We start from the raw sequence: 19,580 nt of genomic DNA on the forward strand, positions 1-19,580 counted from the left end.
TTCTCGGACAACGTGAAGCCGCCCCGTAGGGCGGCCGCCCCAAGAGAGGTGATTCCATGAGAATCGATAAGCTAGCAATGACGTCGCGCGAGGCGTTGCAGACCGCCATGAGCACGGCTGCCGACGCACAGGCCGGCGCGGTGGAGCCGATTCACCTGCTGTCCGCCCTGCTCGGTGCCGGCGAGCGCAATATCTCCGTGATTATCGAGCGCATCGGCGCCGACCCAGCCCAGCTTGCACACTCCACGCAAGATGCCATCGACCGCGCACCCAAGGTTTCGGGCGAGGGCCAGCAGATGGGCCTGTCTAACGAGCTCGTCCGTGTCATCGAGAAGGCCGAGAAAAAGGCCACCAAGATGGGCGACAGCTTTGTGGTGACCGAGCATCTGCTGATGGCGCTTGCCGAGGACAAAGGTGAGGCGGGCCGCGTGCTGCGCGACGCCGGCGTTACCAAGGAGCGTATCGAGCAAGTCTACGAGGAGCTGCGCGGCGATGACCGCGTGACGTCCGCCGAGGACAAGACCCAGTTTGAGGCACTGGAGCAGTACGGCCGCAACATCTGCGACCTGGCCCGTGCCGGCAAGCTCGATCCGGTTATCGGCCGTACCGACGAGATCCGTCGTACTATCCAGGTCCTGTCCCGTCGCACCAAGAACAACCCTGTGCTCATCGGTGAGCCGGGTGTCGGTAAAACGGCCATCGTCGAGGGCATCGCCCAGCGTATCGTGGCCGGCGACGTGCCGAGCACGCTGCGCGACCGCGACCTCATCGAGCTCGACATGAGCGCGCTGGTCGCCGGTGCCAAGTACCGCGGCGAGTTCGAGGACCGCTTGAAGGCCGTGCTCAAGGAAGTGCAGAAGTCCGAGGGCAAGGTCATCCTGTTCATCGATGAGCTCCACACCATTGTGGGCGCGGGTGCCACCGAGGGCTCCATGGACGCCGGCAACATCCTCAAACCGGCGCTCGCCCGCGGCGACCTGCACGCGATTGGTGCGACCACGCTCGACGAATACCGCAAGTACATCGAGAAGGACGCAGCGCTCGCCCGTCGTTTTCAGACCGTTATGGTGAGCGAGCCTACCGTTGAGGACACCATCTCGATTCTGCGTGGCCTCAAGGAGAAGTACGAGATCTTCCACGGCGTGCACATTACCGATAGCGCGCTCGTGGCCGCCGCCGACCTCTCCGATCGTTATATCGCCGACCGCTTCCTGCCCGACAAGGCCATCGACCTGGTCGATGAGGCGGCAAGCCGCCTGCGCATGGAGCTCGACAGCATGCCGGTCGAGATCGACGCCACCACGCGTCAGCTCACCCAGCTGCAGATCGAGGAACAGGCGCTCATGAAGGAGACCGACGACGCCTCCAAGGAGCGTCTGGAGACCCTGCGCCAGGAGATTGCCGAGGTTCAAGAAAAGCTCAACGTGCAAAAGGCCGGTTGGCTCAACCAAAAGAACGCCATCGACCATGTGCAGGAGCTCAAGGGCCAGCTCGATGAGGCCAAGAGCGAAGAGGAACGTGCGACGCGCAACGGAGACTTGGGCCGTGCGTCCGAGCTGCGTTACTCCGTGATTCCGGGTCTGCAGCAGCAGATTCAGGATTCCGAGGCCGCGCTCGAGGCACAAAAGCAGCAGGACGGTGAAGGCCTCAACGAGCAGGTGACCTCCGACGAGATCGCCGAGGTCGTGAGCGCCTGGACCGGTGTGCCCGTCTCCAAGATGATGCAGGGTGAGCTCGACAAGCTGAAGGGCTTGGAAGGCGAGCTGCATAAGCGCGTCATCGGCCAGGATGAGGCCGTCTCTGCCGTCGCCGCGGCCGTGCGCCGTAGCCGTGCGGGCCTCTCCGATCCGGACAAGCCCATCGGCAGCTTCTTCTTCCTGGGCCCCACCGGTGTGGGCAAGACCGAACTCGCCAAGGCGCTGGCCGAGTGCCTGTTCGATGACGAGCGCGCGTTCGTGCGTATCGACATGTCCGAGTACATGGAGAAATTCAGCGTTCAGCGTCTGATCGGTGCGCCCCCGGGATACGTGGGCTACGACGAGGGTGGACAGCTCACCGAGGCCGTGCGCCGTCGTCCGTACTCCGTGATCTTGCTCGACGAGATGGAGAAGGCTCATCCGGATATCTTCAACGTGCTGCTGCAGGTGCTCGACGACGGTCGTCTGACCGATGGTCAGGGTCGTCAGGTGTCCTTCAAGAACACGATCATCATCATGACGTCTAACGTGGGCTCCAAGGCCATCGCCGATCTTTCGGGCAAGGACGAGGAGGAGATGCGCCATCAGGTTGACGCGGCCATGGCTCAGACTTTCCGTCCCGAGTTCCTCAACCGTATCGACGATATCGTGGTGTTCCATCCGCTCGGCATGGCGCAGATCGAAAAGATCGTCGATATTCAGCTCGCCGACGTCCGCGCACGTCTGGCCAAGGAGCGCATGACGCTTGCCATCACCCCGGCGGCCAAGCAGATGCTCGCCGTGGGCGGTCTGGACCCGGTCTTTGGTGCCCGTCCGCTCAAGCGTCTGGTGCAGCGCGAGGTCGTGGACGCCATCGCCGCCGCTATCATCGACGGTACGGTGCGCGAGGGCGATCAGGTGACGGTTGACGTCGACAAGGACGGTGCCTTTACCGTCGTGTGCGATAACACGCCGTCTGCCACCTACGAGGTGCCCGACGCCGAGTAGATTGTTGGGCCATGCCTTAAAATCTGCCAGTCGTCTCTAAACGTCTCTAAACGCCAAGGGCGGCGGATCCAATTGGGTCCGCCGCCCTTTTTCGTGCGACAATCGATGATGTTGAACATGAGTACATGGCAAGGAGCTATGCAGATGAAAGACGAGAACGAGACGAACGCACCGGCGCCTGAGTCAGCGCCCGCCGCACCCAAGCCTGCGCCCAAGCCGGCACCCAAGCCGCGTGACCCCTACATCCGTGCCGAGAACGAGGACGACGACGGCTACGATCCCTACAGCGATCGCCGCCCCGAGCGCGAGCCGATGTTCGAAGCCGATCCGTGGCGCTAACTCCTGCAGGGTAGCTAATTTGGGACGGGGCTTTTTTAGCTGCCCCGGCTGGTAATGTGCCGGCTTAGTCGATTAACGGTCGGGGCAGCTAAAAAAGCCCCGTCCCAAATTAGCTACCCTCGCTGCGGACGGCTAGTCTTGGGCCTTGATGCTTGGCATCAGAATCTGGGCGAGGTAGTCGGTCTCGAGTTTGGTCGCGGCGTCTGCCTTGCCGTCTTTGTCGACCAGTACGTTCTTGATCTGGCTATAGGTATAGCGGTTGCCGGTTGTAAGCTCGACAAGCTCAATGGCCGTGTCCATGGGGTAGGTCGACACGGGGTCTTGCGTGCGCCCGTTGATGGTCTGGGGCACCACATACGGATAGACGGGGCCGCTGGCGTAGACCGTGTAGCCGTTGCCAAGGCTTGCCGCACCTAAAACCGTATCGCCCTTATCGGGCGTAAAGCTCTCGCCGTCGCGCACTGCGACAAGCGTCGCGATCGGCGTATTGCTGTCGCTGGCAAGATAGATGCACAGCGTATTGCCGTTTTGCCAAGTCGCGACTTTGCCGTACCACTCAACGGGAATATCGAGCTGATACAGGTTCGTTGCCTTATGCCGAGCATCGGCGTCTCGGGCCGCCTGCGCCTCGCGGGAACTCATGGCATTGACGGCGGCGTCACGGCGCGCGGTTGCCGCCTGCTGGAGCACCTTTGCGACCGCGGCAGAGCTCGCGCCGCCCTCCTCGGCGTACTTGGCCGCGGCATCGATCTGGTCGTCGGTCACCGTGTCTGCCGAAGGTACCTTAAGCTTAAAGGATGCCTGAGTGCTCAGGTCCTGCCCGTCGCTCTTTACGCTAACCTGCGCCTTGGTGGTCGGCACGGTGTAAATGGTACCGTCAGCTGCGATGGGGGACCCAGCGATGGAGAGCGTATAGTCGCCAGGCAGCAGCTTAATACCGCGACCGTGCTCATCAACGTAGAGCGTCTCGCTCACGGAGGAGCCGTCAGAGTCTTGCCCGCTCACCTGCACGGGAATCTTGGAGCCGGTGGAGCAGTCGAGCCCTGCGGCATGTACGCCAATCTGCACCGACATCATGGTGTGGGCGTTGACGGCAGCGACGGCGGCCTGTTCTTGTTGGTATCCGTTCCAAGCGGCATAGCCCGCGCCGCCGGCAACGAGCGCGGCGGCAACGACGCCGGCAACCATCAAATTGCGTCGCTTGGGCGACATCTTGTGATGGCGAGCCTTGGCTTCGCGTGCCGAGGGAACGGACGGCAGGGGAATATCGCCCATGGCGATGGTCTCGTCGACGGCCGGCGCAGAACCCAGGCCAGGAAGCTCGCGGGTGAGCGAGTCATCGGCAGGCAAGCTGCCAAGCAGGGCGGTCTCTTCTCCCGAGGCGGATTCCGACTGGACGTCGTCCTTGCTATCGTCCTCTTCGGCTTCGGCCTCGTCAGAAGCGTCTTTGGCGTCGCTGCCTTCGTCCTCAGTGCCTTCGCGCACCTCGTCCTGCGCGTCGACGGCCAAATCGCTCAATGAGGGCTCGTCTAACGCAATCCGGTCAAGGCTCTCCAGGGCCTCGGCACATGCTTCCGCATCCTGGGCCGCATCCTCGCGGCCACGTGTCTCATCGCTCATATATCCCCCAATGCAATATCGGCTCAACACTGTACCCAAAAATGGAGCCATATAAAGCGCATGCGAAATATAAGATCCGATTTAACCCGAGCGTATCGTTCAGCCGCATCCTCGCGGCAGCAAAAGGCCCCCGGAACGCGAACGAATCACGTTTCGGGGGCTCTGCAGTGCGTTGAGTTGCGCGGAGCCGGCTATGCCGCTTCGTGCTCAAGCGATGTTTGCGTCAGGCGCGTTACTCGGCGTGCGCGTAATCAACCTTGGCGCGACGGGCAGTGGCCTTCTCCCAATCGCTGGTGCCCTCAAAGACATCCTGCTTGTAGGGGTTGCGGCCGAGCTTCTTGGCACGGTAGGCGACGTAGATGATCGCGGCGATGTTGGCGACCAGTGCGACGATCGAGACCGCGGTGGCGGCGCCGGGGTCGAGCGTGGAGTGCGTCACAAAGATGGACTCCTCCTGGAAGTAGGGGAACACCTGGGCAAACATGCACCAAATGGCCAGCGTAAAGGCGCGGTTCTGGATCCAGCCGCCCTTGTTCCAGATAAAGGCGGCGACGGTGGGCGCCAGCAGCAGCGCAAAGCCGCAGAACCAGGAGTGGGTGGGCAGGCAGTTGTAGGTGTAGCAGAAGTTCCAGATGTCGTAGGCGATGATGTAGACCCAGGTCATGTCGGGCCACAGCATGTCGGTCTTGTCCTCGGAGGCGTAGACGCTCCACCAACCGGTCATGCAGAAGATGTTGATGATGCCCGCGATGCCGTTGAACACGTTGTTCCAGCCGGCCAGCTGCGTAGCACCTTCGGAGGTGACCCAGGTGGACTCGCCCAGGACAAAGAAGTGATAGGCGCTCTCAAAGTCGGACACGACAGCGATCAAGATGTTGATGGCGACGATCACAAACGGCCATGCGCGGAACCAATGCGCCTTGCCGATCTTGCCCCACTGGTACTTAATGGCAATGAAGCCCCAGCAGCCGGCCAGCGCCGCGTATACCTTGGCGTAATGGAACCAGCTGTTCTGGTATACATGGGTGGGGTTGGTGAGCGCCCACTCGGCACCCTGCGAAACGCCGACGGCGATGGCGATGCAGTAGATGGTCATGGCCAGCGGAGCCACGCCAAAGATGATGGCCGCGCCGAGCTTGGTACGGCGGCCGACCTCGTTGAGTACGATCAAGCCGATAAAGACCATCGCCCAGCCGGCCCAGTGGATAAGGGTATCGCTACCCCAAACATCGAACAGCATGCTGCTCTCCTTTCATACGCCCGCGGCCCCTCTTCCGTCGCGGGCAGTTTGGCCAAATGTCATCAGTTCCTGGGCTTGCGCTCGGAATACTTGGCGGTGTAGCCCTCGATGTGGAGTGTCGAGGCGATAATCTCCTTAACCGTCTCGTCGGGCACATCGGGGTGCGTGCGGATGTACATCAACAGCCCCATGATGAGGGTGTAAAACGTCTCGTAGACATGGTCGATGCGCAGGTCATGATGGGCGACAAAGTCCGCCACGGTGGTGTCGCAGATGTATTGCGCCACGCGCTGGACCACGTTGTGCAGAAAGCCGCCGTAGAGCGCGCCGCTGCTCGAGATGAGCGTGCTCGGCAGCTCGTGGCCGCTCACAACCAGGCGCTTAAAGAGCGGGGCGACGGTGTCGAGTGCGCCCTCGATATCACCGACGATGCGGCTGGCATTCCACTGCTCGAGCTCGGAGATAAAACCGTCGATTGCCTCGTCCATGACGGCGGTGACGGCGGCGTCCATGTCGACGAAGTAGTGGTAGAACAGCGAGCGCGTGCAGCCGGCTCGCTTGGTCACGGCCGAGACGGATAGATGGGACACGCCCAGCTCGGAGCTCACGGCGCGCACGGCGGCGAGAATCTCGCGACGGCGCTCGTCACCTGTCAGGCGCTTTGCCGCGCTGTCGGGCGTGGGGACGGCGTCGGCCACAGGGGTGTTCGCTGCGTTATCGCTCATGCGCTTGCCGCCTTTCATCCGTTTGGGCCCGACCGTTCGCCTAATAGTCTTGAATAGTGTTGACGGTTCGTCAATACTATTTTTGACATAATGTCAACAATGGCGGGTGAACGGCATGGGGGCATGCCCGGCCTGCAAAAAAGAGGGGCGCTGCGGCCTCGTCGGGCTGCGGCAAGAGAAGGGACAACCATGATTCTCAACGGACCGGGAATTAGCTACACCGAGCCCGACATCGGTTCGGAGTTTGTGCCGCCGCTGCCGGAGCATCCGCGCGAGGCCATTGTCAAGCTGTGCGAGCATTGCACCAACCGTCTGCTGCATCGCGACGAGCTGCTGGGCTACGAGTACTGGTCGTTTGCCGAGGCCGCAACCGACGAGCAGGCCGAAGTGCTCTGCAAGATGAAGATGCGCCGTCCCTATACGCTGCCCGAGATGGTCAAGCTCACCGGCATGCCCGAGGCCCAGATCGAGAAGATGCTCGACGACATGAGCTACACGGGTCTGCTTGAGTACAACTGGGAAAATCCCGAGCGCGCCAAGCAGTGGGTACTGCCCATGCTGGTGCCGGGTTCCGCCGAGTTCCTCAACATGCGCGTGGGCCAGCTCGAGGAGCATCCGGTCTATGCCAAGTTCTTTGAGCAGGCGTCCAAGGGGCCGCTGTCCAAAGCCACGCCGATGGTGCCGCCCGGAGGCGCCGGCATCGGCATGCACGTCATTCCGGTCGAGAAGGCTATCGATGCTTCGAGCACCTCGGTGCCGATCGAGCATATCGAGCATTGGCTCGACAAATACGATGGCAAATATGCCGCCAGCACCTGCAGCTGCCGCGCGAGCCGTCGTGTGATGGGCGAGGGCTGTGCCGACGACCCCGCCGACTGGTGCATTGCCGTGGGCGATATGGCCGACTATGTGGTTGAGACCGACCGCGGCCATTATGTGACGCGTGAGGAGGTCTATGACATCTTGCGCCAGGCCGAGGACAACGGCTTTGTGCACCAGATCACCAATATCGACGGCGAGAACAAGATCTTCGCCATCTGCAACTGCAACGTCAACGTGTGCTACGCCCTGCGCACCTCGCAGCTGTTCAACACGCCCAACCTGTCGCGCTCGGCCTATGTCGCCAAGGTCGAGAAGGACAAGTGCGTAGCCTGCGGTCGCTGCGTTGAGGTGTGCCCGGCTGGTGCCGTCAAGCTCGGCCAGAAGCTCTGCAGCAAAAAGGCCGGCGGACAGGTGCCCGAGTATCCGCGCCAGGAGCTGCCCGATGCCACCAAGTGGGACCACACCAAGTGGTCGCCCAACTACCGCAACGACAACCGCATCGAGACACACGATTCCGGCACCGCGCCCTGCAAGACGGCCTGCCCCGCGCACATTGCCGTTCAGGGCTATCTGAAGCTCGCGGCGCAGGGCCGCTATGACGAGGCGCTAGCGCTCATCAAGCGCGAGAACCCGCTGCCCGCTATCTGCGGCCGTGTGTGCAATCGCCGCTGCGAGGATGCCTGCACCCGCGGTCGCGTGGACGAGGCCGTGGCCATCGACGAGGTCAAGAAGTTTATCGCCCAGCGCGATCTGGATGCCGCGACCCGCTATGTCCCACCTGTGGTGACCCCGACGCGCGCCGGCGGCTTCGACCAGAAGATCGCCATCATCGGTGCCGGTCCGGCCGGCCTGTCCTGCGCTTTCTACCTGGCCGAGAAGGGCTACAAGCCCGTCGTGTTCGAGAAGAATGAGCGCCCGGGCGGCATGCTCACCTATGGCATTCCCAGCTTTAAGCTGCAGAAGGATGTTATCGAGGCCGAGGTCGAGGTCATTCGCCTGATGGGCGCCGAGTTCCGCTATGGCGTGGAGGTCGGTCGCGATGTGACGCTCGACGAGCTGCGCGAGCAGGGCTTTAAGGCCTTTTATGTTGCCATTGGCTGCCAGGGCGGCCGCCTCGCCGGTATTCCGGGCGAGGATGCCGAGGACGTGACCGTGGCCGTCGACTTTTTGCGCAAGGTCAACAGTGGCAAGATCGACGCGCTGTCCGGCCGCACCATCGTGGTGGGCGGCGGCAACGTGGCTATCGACGTCGCGCGCAACGCCTGCCGTCTGGGTTCCGAGCACGTTGAGATATTCTGCCTGGAGAGCGAGGCCCAGATGCCCGCCAGCGAGGAGGAGCGTCGCGAGGCCGTTGAGGACGGCGCCCACATCAGCTGCGGCTGGGGCCCCAAGGAGGTCCATCTGGACGAGGCCGGTCGTGTGTGCGGTATCACCTTCAAGCGCTGCACGCGTGTCTTTGACGACGAGGGCCGTTTTGCGCCCGAGTACGACGAGAACGACCTGCGTCGTGTCGACGCCGACCGCGTGGTCATGTCGATCGGTCAGTCCATCGTGTGGGGCGACCTGCTGGCTGGCTCCAAGGTGGAGCTTGGCCGTGGCCAGGGTGCCCTTGCCGATCCTCAGACCTACCAGACCGCCGAGCCCGACATCTTTGTGGGCGGCGACGTCTACACCGGTCCGAGCTTTGCCATCAACGCCATCGCTGCCGGTCACGAGGCCGCCGTGTCCATCCACCGCTTTGTGCAACCGGGCTCCACGCTCACCATCGGCCGCAACCAGCGCCGCTACATCGCGCTCGATCGCGACGATGTCGTGATCGAGAGCTATGACAACGCGAGCCGCGAGGTTGCCCACGTGGACCGCGAGCGCGAGAAGGCCGCGCCGTTTAGCGAGTACGTCGAGACCTTTACCGAAGAGCAGGTGCGCGCCGAGACCGCCCGTTGTCTGGGCTGCGGCGCCTCGATCGTCGACCCCAACAAGTGCATCGGCTGCGGTCTGTGCACTACCAAGTGCGCGTTCGACGCCATCCATCTGGATCGCGACCGCCCCGAGTGCTCCACGATGGTTAAATACGAGCAAAAGCTCCCCAGCTTGGGCAAGTACGCGCTCAAGCGTGCCATCAAGATCAAATTCGGGAAGAAGTAATGAGGCTCCGCCGTTCTAACGAACGGCGGCACTGCCGACGCTGCGCGGCGCCCAGATACCCCATCTTGCCCCTCAACTGCGGCGCCGCGGGCAAAAAGCCCAGCGGACGCCTTGTTTCGGGGCAACCTGGGGCACCTGGATCGCCGCTCGCTGATATATGGATTGACATCGTATCAACCGCTGCAGAAGGGTTTTCGCCTTGCATGAATTGGGAATCGTCTATCACATTATTCGCGATGTCGAGAACGTGGCGCGCGCCAATGGCGTGAGTCGCGTTTCGAGCGTCACGCTGCTGCTGGGCGAGGTCTCGGGCGTCGTTCCCGACTTGCTGCTCGACGCTTGGCGCTGGGCGGCAGATAAAAAGCCTATCACCGAGGGCACGGAGCTTATCGTGGAGCCTGTCGAGGCCGTGACGCATTGCGAGGCGTGCGGCCGCGACTATGCGACGGTCGAGCACGGCAAGATCTGTCCCCATTGCGGTAGCGGCGAGACATACCTGCTGCAGGGCCAGGAGGTCATGATCAAGCAGATTGAGACCCCCGACGAGGACCCGGCAGACACTGTTCCCGATGACCCCTCCGACGCCGTCGACGCCGCCAACCCTCTCCACATCGCCTAACATCCAATGGCTACATGGGCTAGAGTTCTAAAGATATTTGCTTCGGTTAGTCAAGTCATGTCTGTTTAAACAAAATAGCGGCAGTACAAGCGCGTTTACGCTTGCCTATAATCGATGTTAATGAACAGTCTGCTTGTATCTGTAAAATGAATGGCTTGATGAGCGACGCCTTGGCGTGTAATCCGTCAAAAAGCAGTAACGTAATCAACTTGTAACAAACCTAGACGTTTAAACAAATTATCCAACCATTCGCATTTTTCTCTATAATTTTACAGGACGAACAGGTATACTCCTTTCATGTCGTGTAGGAAATACGTAGACAAAGAGGAGGTTATGTGATGGTAAGTATTGTTCTTGCTAGCCACGGGGACTTGGCAGCCGGAATCAAGCAGACGGGCTCGATGGTCTTTGGCGATCAGCCGTCTGTGGCCGTGGTCTCGCTCGAGCCGAGCATGGGCCCCGACGACTTCCGTGCCAAGGTCGAGGAAGCAATCGCTTCCTTCGAGGACCAGGAGCAGGTGCTCTTCCTCGTTGATCTGTGGGGCGGCACGCCGTTCAACCAGATCAGCGGTCTCATCGAGGGCCACGATTCCTGGGCTATCGTCACCGGTGTCAACCTGCCTATGCTCATCGAGGCATATTCGCAGCGCTTTGACGCAAAGAACACTGCACATGCGATCGCAAAACATCTCGTGACTGAGGCTAAGGCTGGCGTGCGCGTCAAGCCCGAGTCTCTGGAGCCCGAGGAGAAGAAGCCGGCCACGGCCGCCGCTGCTCCTGCAGGCGCCATCCCTCCGGGAACGGTCATCGGCGATGGGCACATCAAGATCGCCCACGTCCGTATCGACACCCGTCTGCTGCATGGTCAGGTGGCCACCACGTGGACCAAGCAGATCAACCCCAACCGCATCATCGTGGTTTCCGACGGCGTTGCTCACGACGAGCTCCGCAAGACCATGATCGAGCAGGCTGCCCCTCCGGGAGTCCATGCCAACGTCGTGCCCATCAAGAAGATGGCCGAGGTTGTCAAGGACACGCGCTTTGGTGACACCAAGGCCATGCTGCTCTTTGAGAACCCGCAGGATCTGCTCAAGGCTATCGAGGCCGGCGTCGACATCAAGGAAGTCAACATCGGTTCCATGGCTCACTCCAAGGGCAAGGTCGTCGTCACCAACGCCGTCGCTATGGGCGATGACGACGTTAAGACTCTCGAGGCCCTCAAGGCCAAGGGCGTCAAGTTCGAGGTCCGCAAGGTTCCTTCGGATTCCTCCGAGGATCTCGACGCCATGTTGAAGAAAGCTAAGGCCGAACTGGCCGCTCAAGCATAGTAAAGGAGGGTCCGATACATGTCTGCAATCACTATTCTGCTTGTTGCGATTGTCGCGTTGCTTGCCGGTATGGAAGGCATTCTGGATGAGTTCCAGTTCCATCAGCCGCTCGTGGCATGCACGCTTATCGGTCTCGTAACCGGTCACCTTCAGGAGGGCATCCTCCTGGGCGGTTCGCTCCAGATGATGGCCCTTGGCTGGGCTAACGTCGGCGCCGCCGTCGCACCTGACGCCGCTCTGGCCTCGGTCGCTTCTTCGATCATCATGGTGCTCGCCCTCAACGGTGGCGCTACCGATTCGGCCAAGGCCGTTACCGCCGCCATCGCCGTCGCCGTCCCGCTGTCGGTCGCTGGTCTGTTCCTGACCATGATCTGCCGTACCCTGGCTACCGCTATCGCTCACGCCATGGACGGTTGCGCCGAGAAGGGTGACTTCTCCGGCATCGAGCGCTGGCAGTACGCCGCCATCCTCATGCAGGGCCTTCGTATCGCCATCCCGGCAGTACTTCTGTGCGTCATCCCGGCCGAGGCGGTCACCAACGCGCTTAACGCTATGCCCGACTGGCTGTCCGGCGGCATGGCTGTCGGCGGCGGCATGGTCGCTTCCGTCGGTTACGCCATGGTCATCAACATGATGGCCACCAAGGAGACCTGGCCGTTCTTCATCCTCGGCTTTGTCCTTGCTGCCATCCCTCAGCTCACGCTGATCGCTCTTGGCCTCATCGGCATCTCCCTTGCCCTCATCTACCTTGGCCTCAAGGATCTGGCCAAGCAGGGTGGCGGCATGGGCGGCGGCTCCGGTGACCCGCTCGGCGACATTCTGAACGATTACGAGTAGGAGGGGAGTGATACATATGGCAGAGAACAAGATTCAGCTCACCAAGGCTGACCGCAAGAAGGTTTGCTTCCGTCATCAGTTCCTTCAGGGCTCGTGGAACTACGAGCGTATGCAGAATGGCGGCTGGTGCTTCGCAATGATCCCTGCGATCAAGAAGCTCTACACCAGCAAGGACGACCAGATTTCCGCGCTTAAGCGCCACCTGGAGTTCTATAACACCCATCCCTATGTTTCCGCCCCCGTCATTGGCGTTACCCTCGCTCTCGAGGAGGAGCGCGCCAACGGTGCACCGATCGATGACGTCGCCATTCAGGGCGTCAAGGTCGGTATGATGGGCCCGCTCGCCGGCGTCGGCGACCCCGCCTTCTGGTTCACCCTTCGCCCGATCCTGGGCGCTCTGGGCGCTTCCCTGGCCCTGTCCGGCAGCATCGCCGGTCCGCTGCTGTTCTTCTTCGCGTGGAACATCATCCGTTACGCCTTCCTGTGGTACACACAGGAGTTTGGCTATAAGGTCGGCTCCTCCATCGCCAAGGACCTCTCCGGCGGTCTGATGGGCAAGGTTACCGAGGGCGCTTCCATCCTGGGTATGTTCATCATCGGCGCCCTGGTCGAGCGCTGGGTGTCCATCTCCTTCACCCCGGTCGTCTCCAAGGTCACGCAGTCTGCCGGCGCCTTCATTGACTGGGCTAACCTGCCTTCCGGTGCCGAGGGCATCAAGGAAGCGCTGACGATGTACAACTCCGTCGGTGCTACCGCTCTTGATCAGGTGAAGGTCACCACGCTTCAGGCTAACCTCGATCAGCTCATCCCCGGCCTTGCTGCCGTGTGCCTGACGCTGTTCGTCTGCAAGCTGCTCAAGAAGAAGGTCAGCCCGATTGTCATCATTCTGGCTCTCTTCGCCGTCGGTATCATCGGTCGCGTTTGCGGCTTCATGTAAGCGCGCTTCGGCTTACGACCGAGAGTTGCTAGGCAAGGGCTTTTGAGCCATTGAAACGGACCGCACCCGGTGGGTACACTGGATGCGGTCCGATTGTTTTATTTGGAGGGCGAGGCGCGCATGGCGCAATCTCAGAACAGCACGGTCGATCTGGCAACACCGGCAACCTGCCTGATGGGGCTTACCAGCCACGGTAACGTGATGGTGGGCAATAAGGCGTTCGAGTATTACAACGAGCGCAATCCCGAGGATTTTATTCAAATTCCGTGGGACGAGGTTGACTATATTGCCGCCGAGGTTTTGCGCGGCACTAAGAAGATCACGCGTTTTGCTATCTTTACCAAGGATAACGGCCATTTTACGTTTTCGACGCGCGACGACAAAGAGACGCTTCGTGCAGTTCGCAAGTACGTCGACGAGGATAAACTCGTGCGTTCGCCCGACTTTATCGATGTGACGGCCAAGGGCGCCAAGAGCATCCCCTCCGTTATCAAAAACCTCTTCCACAAAGGCAACTAGCTCCTCATAAGTTGCGGTGAAATAGTTCCTAAATACGGCTTTAGATGCTTCAGACAGGAACTATTCCACCGCAACTTCGAAGTCTAGTCATGCGACGTATGGCGATGCAGTAAATCTGCTACACTAGTACAACATGCCTCCGTAGCTCAGGGGATAGAGCACCGCTCTCCTAAAGCGGGTGTCGACGGTTCGAATCCGCCCGGGGGCACCAGAGGAACATCGAGCCCGGTACTGCTACGGTGCCGGGCTCTTCTGGTCTAAAGGCCGGATTCGGGCCGTCGACACCCGCGTCACCAATTTCCCCGCGGGGGAGTTTTCGAATCCGCCCGGGGGCACCAGAAAAACAGCAGGTCAGATGGTAAAAATTGTCTGACCTGTTTTTGGATAGATAGAGCGAAGTGGACGGTAGAGGGGTGCAAGAAAGCCCCATGACGACAACAGCTCATCTCCATATTTCACTCCGAATTTTCACACAAATGTCCGGTTCTCAAGGCTTCCCACTGCCTACAGGCTTATAAGAAGCCTTTCGGCCATGGAAGGCCTTGAGAATCTTGGGTGACATCGCAGCGGTATGGGCGAGTCTCCAGCGGCCCCGGCGTTTTCGGGTTTCATTCGGGATCCTCCGATGCCGTGGGCCTTTGAAAACTCGCCTCTTCCGTTCGCAGTACTGCCCTTACGCCTTAAAATTGTCCGGAAGAGACAACGACGCAGGAGGTCCGGTATGCCTGCCAGCAAGAAGGAGGCAAAGGAGTTCGTCAAACGGTGGAAGAAGCGCCTCGGTGCCATCCCCGCAGGCTCCAACAACGAGCAGCAGGATACGCAGAAGTTCTGGGTCGACCTGCTCATCAACGTCCTGGGCATCCCGTCCAACACCATAGACAGTTTCGTCGACTTCGAGCGGAAGGTGAGAGGCCGTCGCATCGACGTGTTCGTCTCCGACCACAACTTCCTGTGCGAGCAGAAGTCGTGGGGCATCGACCTCGACAAGCCCGAACCCAGGAACGGCGGCATGGAGACGCCGCTCCAGCAGGCCATGTGGTACGCGCGGCACCTGCCGTACTCCGAGCGCCCCCGCTGGGTGATGACGTGCAACTTCGGGACCTTCCGCCTCTACGACCTCGACAACGAGCGGCCCGAGGACACCGTGCAAGAGTTCTCCCTCGAAGAGCTCCAGGACAGCCTGTATCTCCTGTCTTTCCTGACCTCTAACGAGACGAGCCGCCTGCATAAGGAGCAGCAGCTCTCCGTCGAGGCCGGGGCCTACGTCTCCAGGCTCTACGATGCCCTCGCCAAGCAGTACCACCACATTGAGGAGAGGGACGAGCGGGCAAAAGAGGAGCAGCGCTCCCTCAACGTGCTCATCACCCGAATCATCTTCCTGCTCTACGCCGAGGACGCCGACCTCCTGCAATCGCATCAGGCGTTCGGCAGGTACTGCGAGGGGGACCCCGCGAAGCTCCGCCGCAAACTGGTCGAATTGTTTGAGACAATCGACACGCCTCTAGAGCAGAGGGACGAGTACATGGACGACGACCTCACAGCCTTCCCCTACGTGAACGGCGGTCTGTTCGCCGACTCCTCCATCATCGTCCCGCAGATGACCCCGGAGATCCTCGAGGCCATCACCGACGCGTCCCAGGACTTCGACTGGCACGAGATTTCGGGCGTCATCTTCGGCGGCGTGTTCGAGGGCACACTGAACCCCGAGACGCGCCACGCCGGGGGCATGCACTATACGAGCGTCGAGAACATTGAGCGCTGCCTCAGGCCGCTCTTCCTCGACGAGCTGTGGGATGAACTGCACGAGGCCGAGGGTGAGAGGACAGCTGCCAAGCGCAAGCAGACCCTGGCGAGGCTGCACGACAAGGTGGCCTCCATCACCATCGGCGACCCGGCATGCGGCTCGGGCAACTTCCTTACCGAGGCGTACCGGCAGCTGCGCACCATCGAGAACCGAATCATCGAAGACGAGCTCAGCGAGGAGACCGGCAACGCGGGGCAGACGTCCCTCGTCATTGCGCAGGGCAGTCCCGTCCGCGTCTCCCTCGACCAGCTGTATGGCATCGAGATAAACGATTTCGCCGTCTCGGTCGCAAAGACTGCCCTGTGGATCACCGAGGAGCAGATGCTGCGTAAGACGCAGGAGATATATGTCGGCTACGACTTCGACTTCCTGCCGCTCAGGAGCCTCAGCAACCTTCATGAGGGCAACGCCCTCAAGACCGATTGGTCCGAGGTGTTCCCCGATGACCTTACTTATCTTGTAGGCAACCCGCCGTTCCTGGGTGCTCGCAACCAGTCCAAGGAGCAGAAGGTAGAGCTTCTTGAGGTCTTCGACGGAGCGAAGAACGCAGGCAACATCGACTACTGCGGGGCCTGGTACATGAAGGCCGCGAGGTTCACGCAGGGAAAGCGTACGCGCTGCGCCCTGGTCTCTACCAACTCGATATGTCAGAGCGAGCAGGTCGCCAACCTCTGGAAACCCCTGCACGACCTGGGTATCCACATCGACTTCGCTCACAACACGTTCCGTTGGGACAACGAGGCGGCGGATAAGGCCCACGTGTTCTGCGTCATCGTGGGCTTCTCGCGGGAGAACTGCGAGAAGAGACTGTATGTCCACGGCACGCCCGATACGGCTGAAGTTAAGAAAGCCGCGAAGAGCATCAATGCATACCTTTCCGATGCTCCAGACGCATTTATTTGGAATCGGAATAAGCCTATTTGTGATGTTCCCAAAATCGGAATTGGAAACAAGCCCATTGACGGCGGCTTCTACCTGTTCGCCGATGAGGAGAAGACTGATTTCCTAAATAAAGAACCAGGAGCCGAGTCGTACTTTCACAGGTGGATTGGTTCCAGGGAATTCCTGCATGGTGAAAGCCGCTGGTGTCTCTATCTTGGAGACGCTACCTTTGCGGAGTTGAAGGAGCTTCCCCGCTGTCGTGAGCGCATCGAGGCTGTTCGCGAATATCGTTTGGCTAGTAAAAGCGTGCCAACTCGAAAGCTCGCAGACAGACCAGCTCATTTTCACGTTGAAAATATGCCGAAGGGGAACTCGATCGTGGTCCCCAAGGTATCATCCGAGCGTAGGCGTTATATCCCTATGGGTTTCGTGGGTCCAGAGACGCTCTGCAGTGACCTGGTGTTCCTTATCCCTAACGCCTCCCTCTATCACTTTGGCGTGCTTCAGTCTCAGTTTCACAATGCATGGATGCGCACGGTTGCAGGTCGTCTCAAATCTGATTACCGCTACTCGGGAGGCATCGTCTACAACAACTTCGTCTGGCCCGAGCCCACGGAATCCCAACGCGAGGAAGTCGAGCGTTGCGCCCAAGCCGTGCTCGACGCCCGGGATGCTCAAGAAGGTGCAACGCTCGCGGACATGTACGATCCCAAGAACGAGACGTTCTTCCCCGAGCTGATGGCAGCGCACGAGGCGCTCGACGCCGCCGTCGAAGCCGCCTATGGCGTCGACTTCGGTGGGGACGAGGAGAAGATAGTCGCCCATCTCTTCAACCTGTACGCCAAGAAGGTCGGTGATAGCGAATGATCCACCCCACGCGTTTCTCCCTGCCTGACGAGGAATACCTGACCCTTCTTGGGGAGGCGGTATACGTATTCAACTCGAACGTCTCCTTCTTTGTAGAGAATCTTATGCACGCCGGGGCTCCCAATTGGTATGAGCTTACCGACATGACGACGGGGCGGCTCAAGGACGAAGGAAAGAAATGGCTTGTGAACGAAGAGGATGTAAGAATCCTGGAACTGCTCTGTGATCTTGGAAATGAGAGGAACAGAATCATTCACAGTTTTCCGGTGACGCATGATGGGCGACAGGAGCTCCGAACGAAGGTTAAGGCCAAGGACGAAGAACGCCCCAACTATCAATACCAGATTGACCGTGAGCTGCTCTGCTCCTTCATCGACAGAAATCAAGAATTGAGCGACGAGTTATACAAATGTAGAGATAGGAATACCGCCAATGCCTAACTCCATCTATACCCCCATATCGCTAGAGGTTGGTAACATCCTGAAGGATGTTCAGACGGGCAAGATCGGCCTGCCCGATCTGCAACGACCCTTCGTGTGGGGAAACGAAAAGGTCCGTGATTTGCTTGATTCCATGCTCCGCGGATACCCTATCGGCTATGTGATGTTGTGGGACTCTCCGAGCGATAATGCGGGCAAGAAGTCTGCCATAGGCTCGAACCAAAAGGTGTATGCCGTTCCCAAGTCCCTTGTCATCGACGGGCAGCAGAGGCTCACTGTCCTCTTGAGCTCTCTGTACGGCGTACCCGTGCGAGACAAGAACTTCAGGGAGCGTACGGTGAAGATCGCCTACGACCCCATCGCACGCTCATTCAAGAATGCCGACGCCTCGACCGAGAGGGATTCGCACTATGTGCCGGACGTATCCGAGGCTTTTGCAGCGAACCACGACAACAAGCTGAGCGCCTATCGCAGAGCGTTCATCAAACGCCTTAACGAGGCGAATGCCAAAAAGGGCGAACCCGAGCTCGACGATGGCGGCGAGGATGCCGTCGAGAGTGGGCTCAACGCATTGCTCGGGCTTGAGCGTTATCTTCTGCCGACGCTGGAGATTTCCGAATCGGCGGACGAGGAGACCGTATCGGACATCTTTGTGCGTGTGAACTCGCAAGGGCAGGCGCTTAAGCAGGATGACTTCATCATGACCCTGCTTTCGGTCTACGAACCTGCCATGAGGGAGCGCATAGAGGAGTTCTGCGCCATGAGCCATGCGCCCGCAAAGGGCACCTCGTACAACCCGCTCATGACCGTCTCGCCGACGCATATCATTCGCGCCACGGTGGGCGTGGGGTTCAAGAGGGGTCGCCTGCGTTATGCCTACCAGATTCTTCGCGGGCGAGATCTCAAGACAAAGGAAACGACGCCCGAGACGAGGGCCGAGAACTTTGCCACGTTCGGTCGTGCTCTCGATCTCGTGCTTGACTTGAACAACTGGCACGCCTTCATCAACACGCTGGCGGAGGCGGGCTACGTCTGCTCCGACCAGGTGGGGTCGGGCAACGCGCTCATGTTCTGCTATGCGTTCTACCTTATCGGGCGCTATGAGTTCGACATGGAGCCACTGGCTGTGCGCGGGCTCGTGCGGCGCTGGTATTTCGCCGCAGCCATAACGGGGCTCTATGTGGGGTCCTTCGAATCCGAGTTCGAGCAGCAGCTTAACGACGTCTCGCGCCTTGATACTGCCGACGAGTTTCAGGCGTACTTCGACCGTAGGCTTGCCGCCATCATGACGGACGATTATTTCTCCATTACGCTGCCCAGCTCCCTTGATGCAAACGAGGCGACGGGTCCGACCTGGTGGGGCTTCGTCGCGGCTCAGGTTGTGCTCGGTGCCAAGGCACTGTTCAGCACGGCCCCTCTTTCTCAGCTGCTGCTTACCGGTTCGTCGGGCTCCAAGAAGGCCCTGGACAAGCACCATCTGTTCCCAGATAACTACCTGAGGGCCAAGGGTTACCTTTCGCAGCGCAGCAACCGAGGTAACTTCACCCTCGTTGACTACCAGAACAACATCTACATCTCGGATGACGCGCCGAGCGAGTACGTCAGGAGGTACCGTGAAGCCCTGGGCGAGGACGAATACCGCCGCAACTGCGAGGAACACGCCCTGCCCCTCGGGTTCGAAGAGCTTGATTACGAGGACTTCCTCGGTCAGCGCAGGAGGCTAATGGGTGAGTTCGTGAAGAGGGCATATGAGCGGCTGTAGATTACGGACT

Annotated in this window: 14 protein-coding genes and 1 tRNA gene; 12 read left to right on the top strand and 3 right to left on the bottom strand. The window is 60.2% G+C overall.

What is annotated here, in order from left to right:
* The first annotated feature begins 56 nt into the window (after window positions 1–56).
* On the top strand, window positions 57–2,684 hold the full coding sequence (gene clpB / locus ACTQ1S_RS01770; protein WP_441546930.1) for an ATP-dependent chaperone ClpB: 2,628 nt from the start codon (window positions 57–59) through the stop codon (window positions 2,682–2,684).
* A gap of 144 nt (window positions 2,685–2,828) precedes the next feature.
* Window positions 2,829–3,023 carry a hypothetical protein gene (locus ACTQ1S_RS01775; RefSeq protein ID WP_229770727.1) on the top strand — a complete coding sequence of 65 codons (195 nt, stop codon included), beginning with the start codon at window positions 2,829–2,831 and terminating at the stop codon, window positions 3,021–3,023.
* A 132-nt stretch (window positions 3,024–3,155) separates the two neighbouring features.
* Here the strand turns inward: ACTQ1S_RS01775 and ACTQ1S_RS01780 are convergent, their stop codons facing one another.
* From ACTQ1S_RS01780 to ACTQ1S_RS01790, 3 genes are all read right to left on the bottom strand, one after another.
* Window positions 3,156–4,643: a hypothetical protein gene (locus ACTQ1S_RS01780; protein WP_441546931.1), complete on the bottom strand. Its 1,488-nt coding sequence runs from the start codon at window positions 4,641–4,643 to the stop codon at window positions 3,156–3,158.
* A gap of 232 nt (window positions 4,644–4,875) precedes the next feature.
* Window positions 4,876–5,883 carry a DUF5692 family protein gene (locus ACTQ1S_RS01785; RefSeq protein WP_154518417.1) on the bottom strand — a complete coding sequence of 336 codons (1,008 nt, stop codon included), beginning with the start codon at window positions 5,881–5,883 and terminating at the stop codon, window positions 4,876–4,878.
* Window positions 5,884–5,945: 62 nt separating this feature from the next.
* Complete coding sequence (locus tag ACTQ1S_RS01790; protein ID WP_441067404.1) at window positions 5,946–6,608, bottom strand: TetR/AcrR family transcriptional regulator; 663 nt, start codon at window positions 6,606–6,608, stop codon at window positions 5,946–5,948.
* A gap of 189 nt (window positions 6,609–6,797) precedes the next feature.
* Here ACTQ1S_RS01790 and ACTQ1S_RS01795 point away from each other — a divergent pair, with 189 nt between their 5' ends.
* The 10 genes from ACTQ1S_RS01795 to ACTQ1S_RS01840 all read left to right on the top strand — a co-directional run bounded on the left by ACTQ1S_RS01795 (window position 6,798) and on the right by ACTQ1S_RS01840 (window position 19,570).
* The gene (locus tag ACTQ1S_RS01795; RefSeq protein ID WP_427748175.1) at window positions 6,798–9,575 is read left to right on the top strand and encodes an FAD-dependent oxidoreductase; all 2,778 of its coding nucleotides are present in this window, start codon (window positions 6,798–6,800) and stop codon (window positions 9,573–9,575) included.
* 199 nt (window positions 9,576–9,774) lie between these two features.
* Window positions 9,775–10,194 carry a hydrogenase maturation nickel metallochaperone HypA/HybF gene (locus ACTQ1S_RS01800; protein ID WP_441546932.1) on the top strand — a complete coding sequence of 140 codons (420 nt, stop codon included), beginning with the start codon at window positions 9,775–9,777 and terminating at the stop codon, window positions 10,192–10,194.
* A 338-nt stretch (window positions 10,195–10,532) separates the two neighbouring features.
* On the top strand, window positions 10,533–11,522 hold the full coding sequence (locus ACTQ1S_RS01805) for a PTS sugar transporter subunit IIB (RefSeq protein ID WP_154518426.1): 990 nt from the start codon (window positions 10,533–10,535) through the stop codon (window positions 11,520–11,522).
* An 18-nt stretch (window positions 11,523–11,540) separates the two neighbouring features.
* Window positions 11,541–12,359, top strand: coding sequence for a PTS mannose/fructose/sorbose transporter subunit IIC (locus ACTQ1S_RS01810; protein ID WP_316365668.1), 819 nt, complete (start codon window positions 11,541–11,543; stop codon window positions 12,357–12,359).
* A 16-nt stretch (window positions 12,360–12,375) separates the two neighbouring features.
* The gene (locus ACTQ1S_RS01815) at window positions 12,376–13,296 is read left to right on the top strand and encodes a PTS system mannose/fructose/sorbose family transporter subunit IID (RefSeq protein ID WP_154518429.1); all 921 of its coding nucleotides are present in this window, start codon (window positions 12,376–12,378) and stop codon (window positions 13,294–13,296) included.
* 120 nt (window positions 13,297–13,416) lie between these two features.
* A complete protein-coding gene (locus ACTQ1S_RS01820; RefSeq protein WP_117646410.1) occupies window positions 13,417–13,815 on the top strand; it encodes a DUF956 family protein in 399 nt (132 codons plus the stop codon).
* 135 nt (window positions 13,816–13,950) lie between these two features.
* Window positions 13,951–14,026, top strand: a tRNA-Arg gene (locus ACTQ1S_RS01825).
* Window positions 14,027–14,536: 510 nt separating this feature from the next.
* Window positions 14,537–17,368 (top strand): DNA methyltransferase, encoded by a 2,832-nt coding sequence (locus tag ACTQ1S_RS01830; protein ID WP_441535752.1) that lies wholly within the window; start codon window positions 14,537–14,539, stop codon window positions 17,366–17,368.
* Window positions 17,365–17,808: a hypothetical protein gene (locus ACTQ1S_RS01835; RefSeq protein ID WP_441067385.1), complete on the top strand. Its 444-nt coding sequence runs from the start codon at window positions 17,365–17,367 to the stop codon at window positions 17,806–17,808. The genes ACTQ1S_RS01830 and ACTQ1S_RS01835 overlap by 4 nt, the downstream gene beginning before the upstream one ends.
* Window positions 17,801–19,570, top strand: coding sequence for a GmrSD restriction endonuclease domain-containing protein (locus ACTQ1S_RS01840; RefSeq protein ID WP_441546933.1), 1,770 nt, complete (start codon window positions 17,801–17,803; stop codon window positions 19,568–19,570). Before ACTQ1S_RS01835 ends, ACTQ1S_RS01840 begins: the two co-directional genes overlap by 8 nt.
* Window positions 19,571–19,580 lie beyond the last annotated feature (10 nt).

The organism is Collinsella sp. LCP21S3_D3 (assembly GCF_052118305.1).
GTDB lineage: Bacteria > Actinomycetota > Coriobacteriia > Coriobacteriales > Coriobacteriaceae > Collinsella.

Excerpts from the sequence above, each read along its gene's own strand:
- ACTQ1S_RS01780 (WP_441546931.1), bottom strand. The coding sequence starts at position 4,643 with ATGAGCGATGAGACACGTGGCCGCGAGGATGCGGCCCAGGATGCGGAA.
- ACTQ1S_RS01795 (WP_427748175.1), top strand. The coding sequence starts at position 6,798 with ATGATTCTCAACGGACCGGGAATTAGCTACACCGAGCCCGACATCGGT.
- ACTQ1S_RS01810 (WP_316365668.1), top strand. The coding sequence starts at position 11,541 with ATGTCTGCAATCACTATTCTGCTTGTTGCGATTGTCGCGTTGCTTGCC.
- ACTQ1S_RS01815 (WP_154518429.1), top strand. The coding sequence starts at position 12,376 with ATGGCAGAGAACAAGATTCAGCTCACCAAGGCTGACCGCAAGAAGGTT.
- ACTQ1S_RS01835 (WP_441067385.1), top strand. The coding sequence starts at position 17,365 with ATGATCCACCCCACGCGTTTCTCCCTGCCTGACGAGGAATACCTGACC.
- ACTQ1S_RS01790 (WP_441067404.1), bottom strand. The coding sequence starts at position 6,608 with ATGAGCGATAACGCAGCGAACACCCCTGTGGCCGACGCCGTCCCCACG.
- ACTQ1S_RS01820 (WP_117646410.1), top strand. The coding sequence starts at position 13,417 with ATGGCGCAATCTCAGAACAGCACGGTCGATCTGGCAACACCGGCAACC.
- ACTQ1S_RS01840 (WP_441546933.1), top strand. The coding sequence starts at position 17,801 with ATGCCTAACTCCATCTATACCCCCATATCGCTAGAGGTTGGTAACATC.
- clpB (WP_441546930.1), top strand. The coding sequence starts at position 57 with ATGAGAATCGATAAGCTAGCAATGACGTCGCGCGAGGCGTTGCAGACC.
- ACTQ1S_RS01830 (WP_441535752.1), top strand. The coding sequence starts at position 14,537 with ATGCCTGCCAGCAAGAAGGAGGCAAAGGAGTTCGTCAAACGGTGGAAG.
- ACTQ1S_RS01805 (WP_154518426.1), top strand. The coding sequence starts at position 10,533 with ATGGTAAGTATTGTTCTTGCTAGCCACGGGGACTTGGCAGCCGGAATC.
- ACTQ1S_RS01785 (WP_154518417.1), bottom strand. The coding sequence starts at position 5,883 with ATGCTGTTCGATGTTTGGGGTAGCGATACCCTTATCCACTGGGCCGGC.
- ACTQ1S_RS01775 (WP_229770727.1), top strand. The coding sequence starts at position 2,829 with ATGAAAGACGAGAACGAGACGAACGCACCGGCGCCTGAGTCAGCGCCC.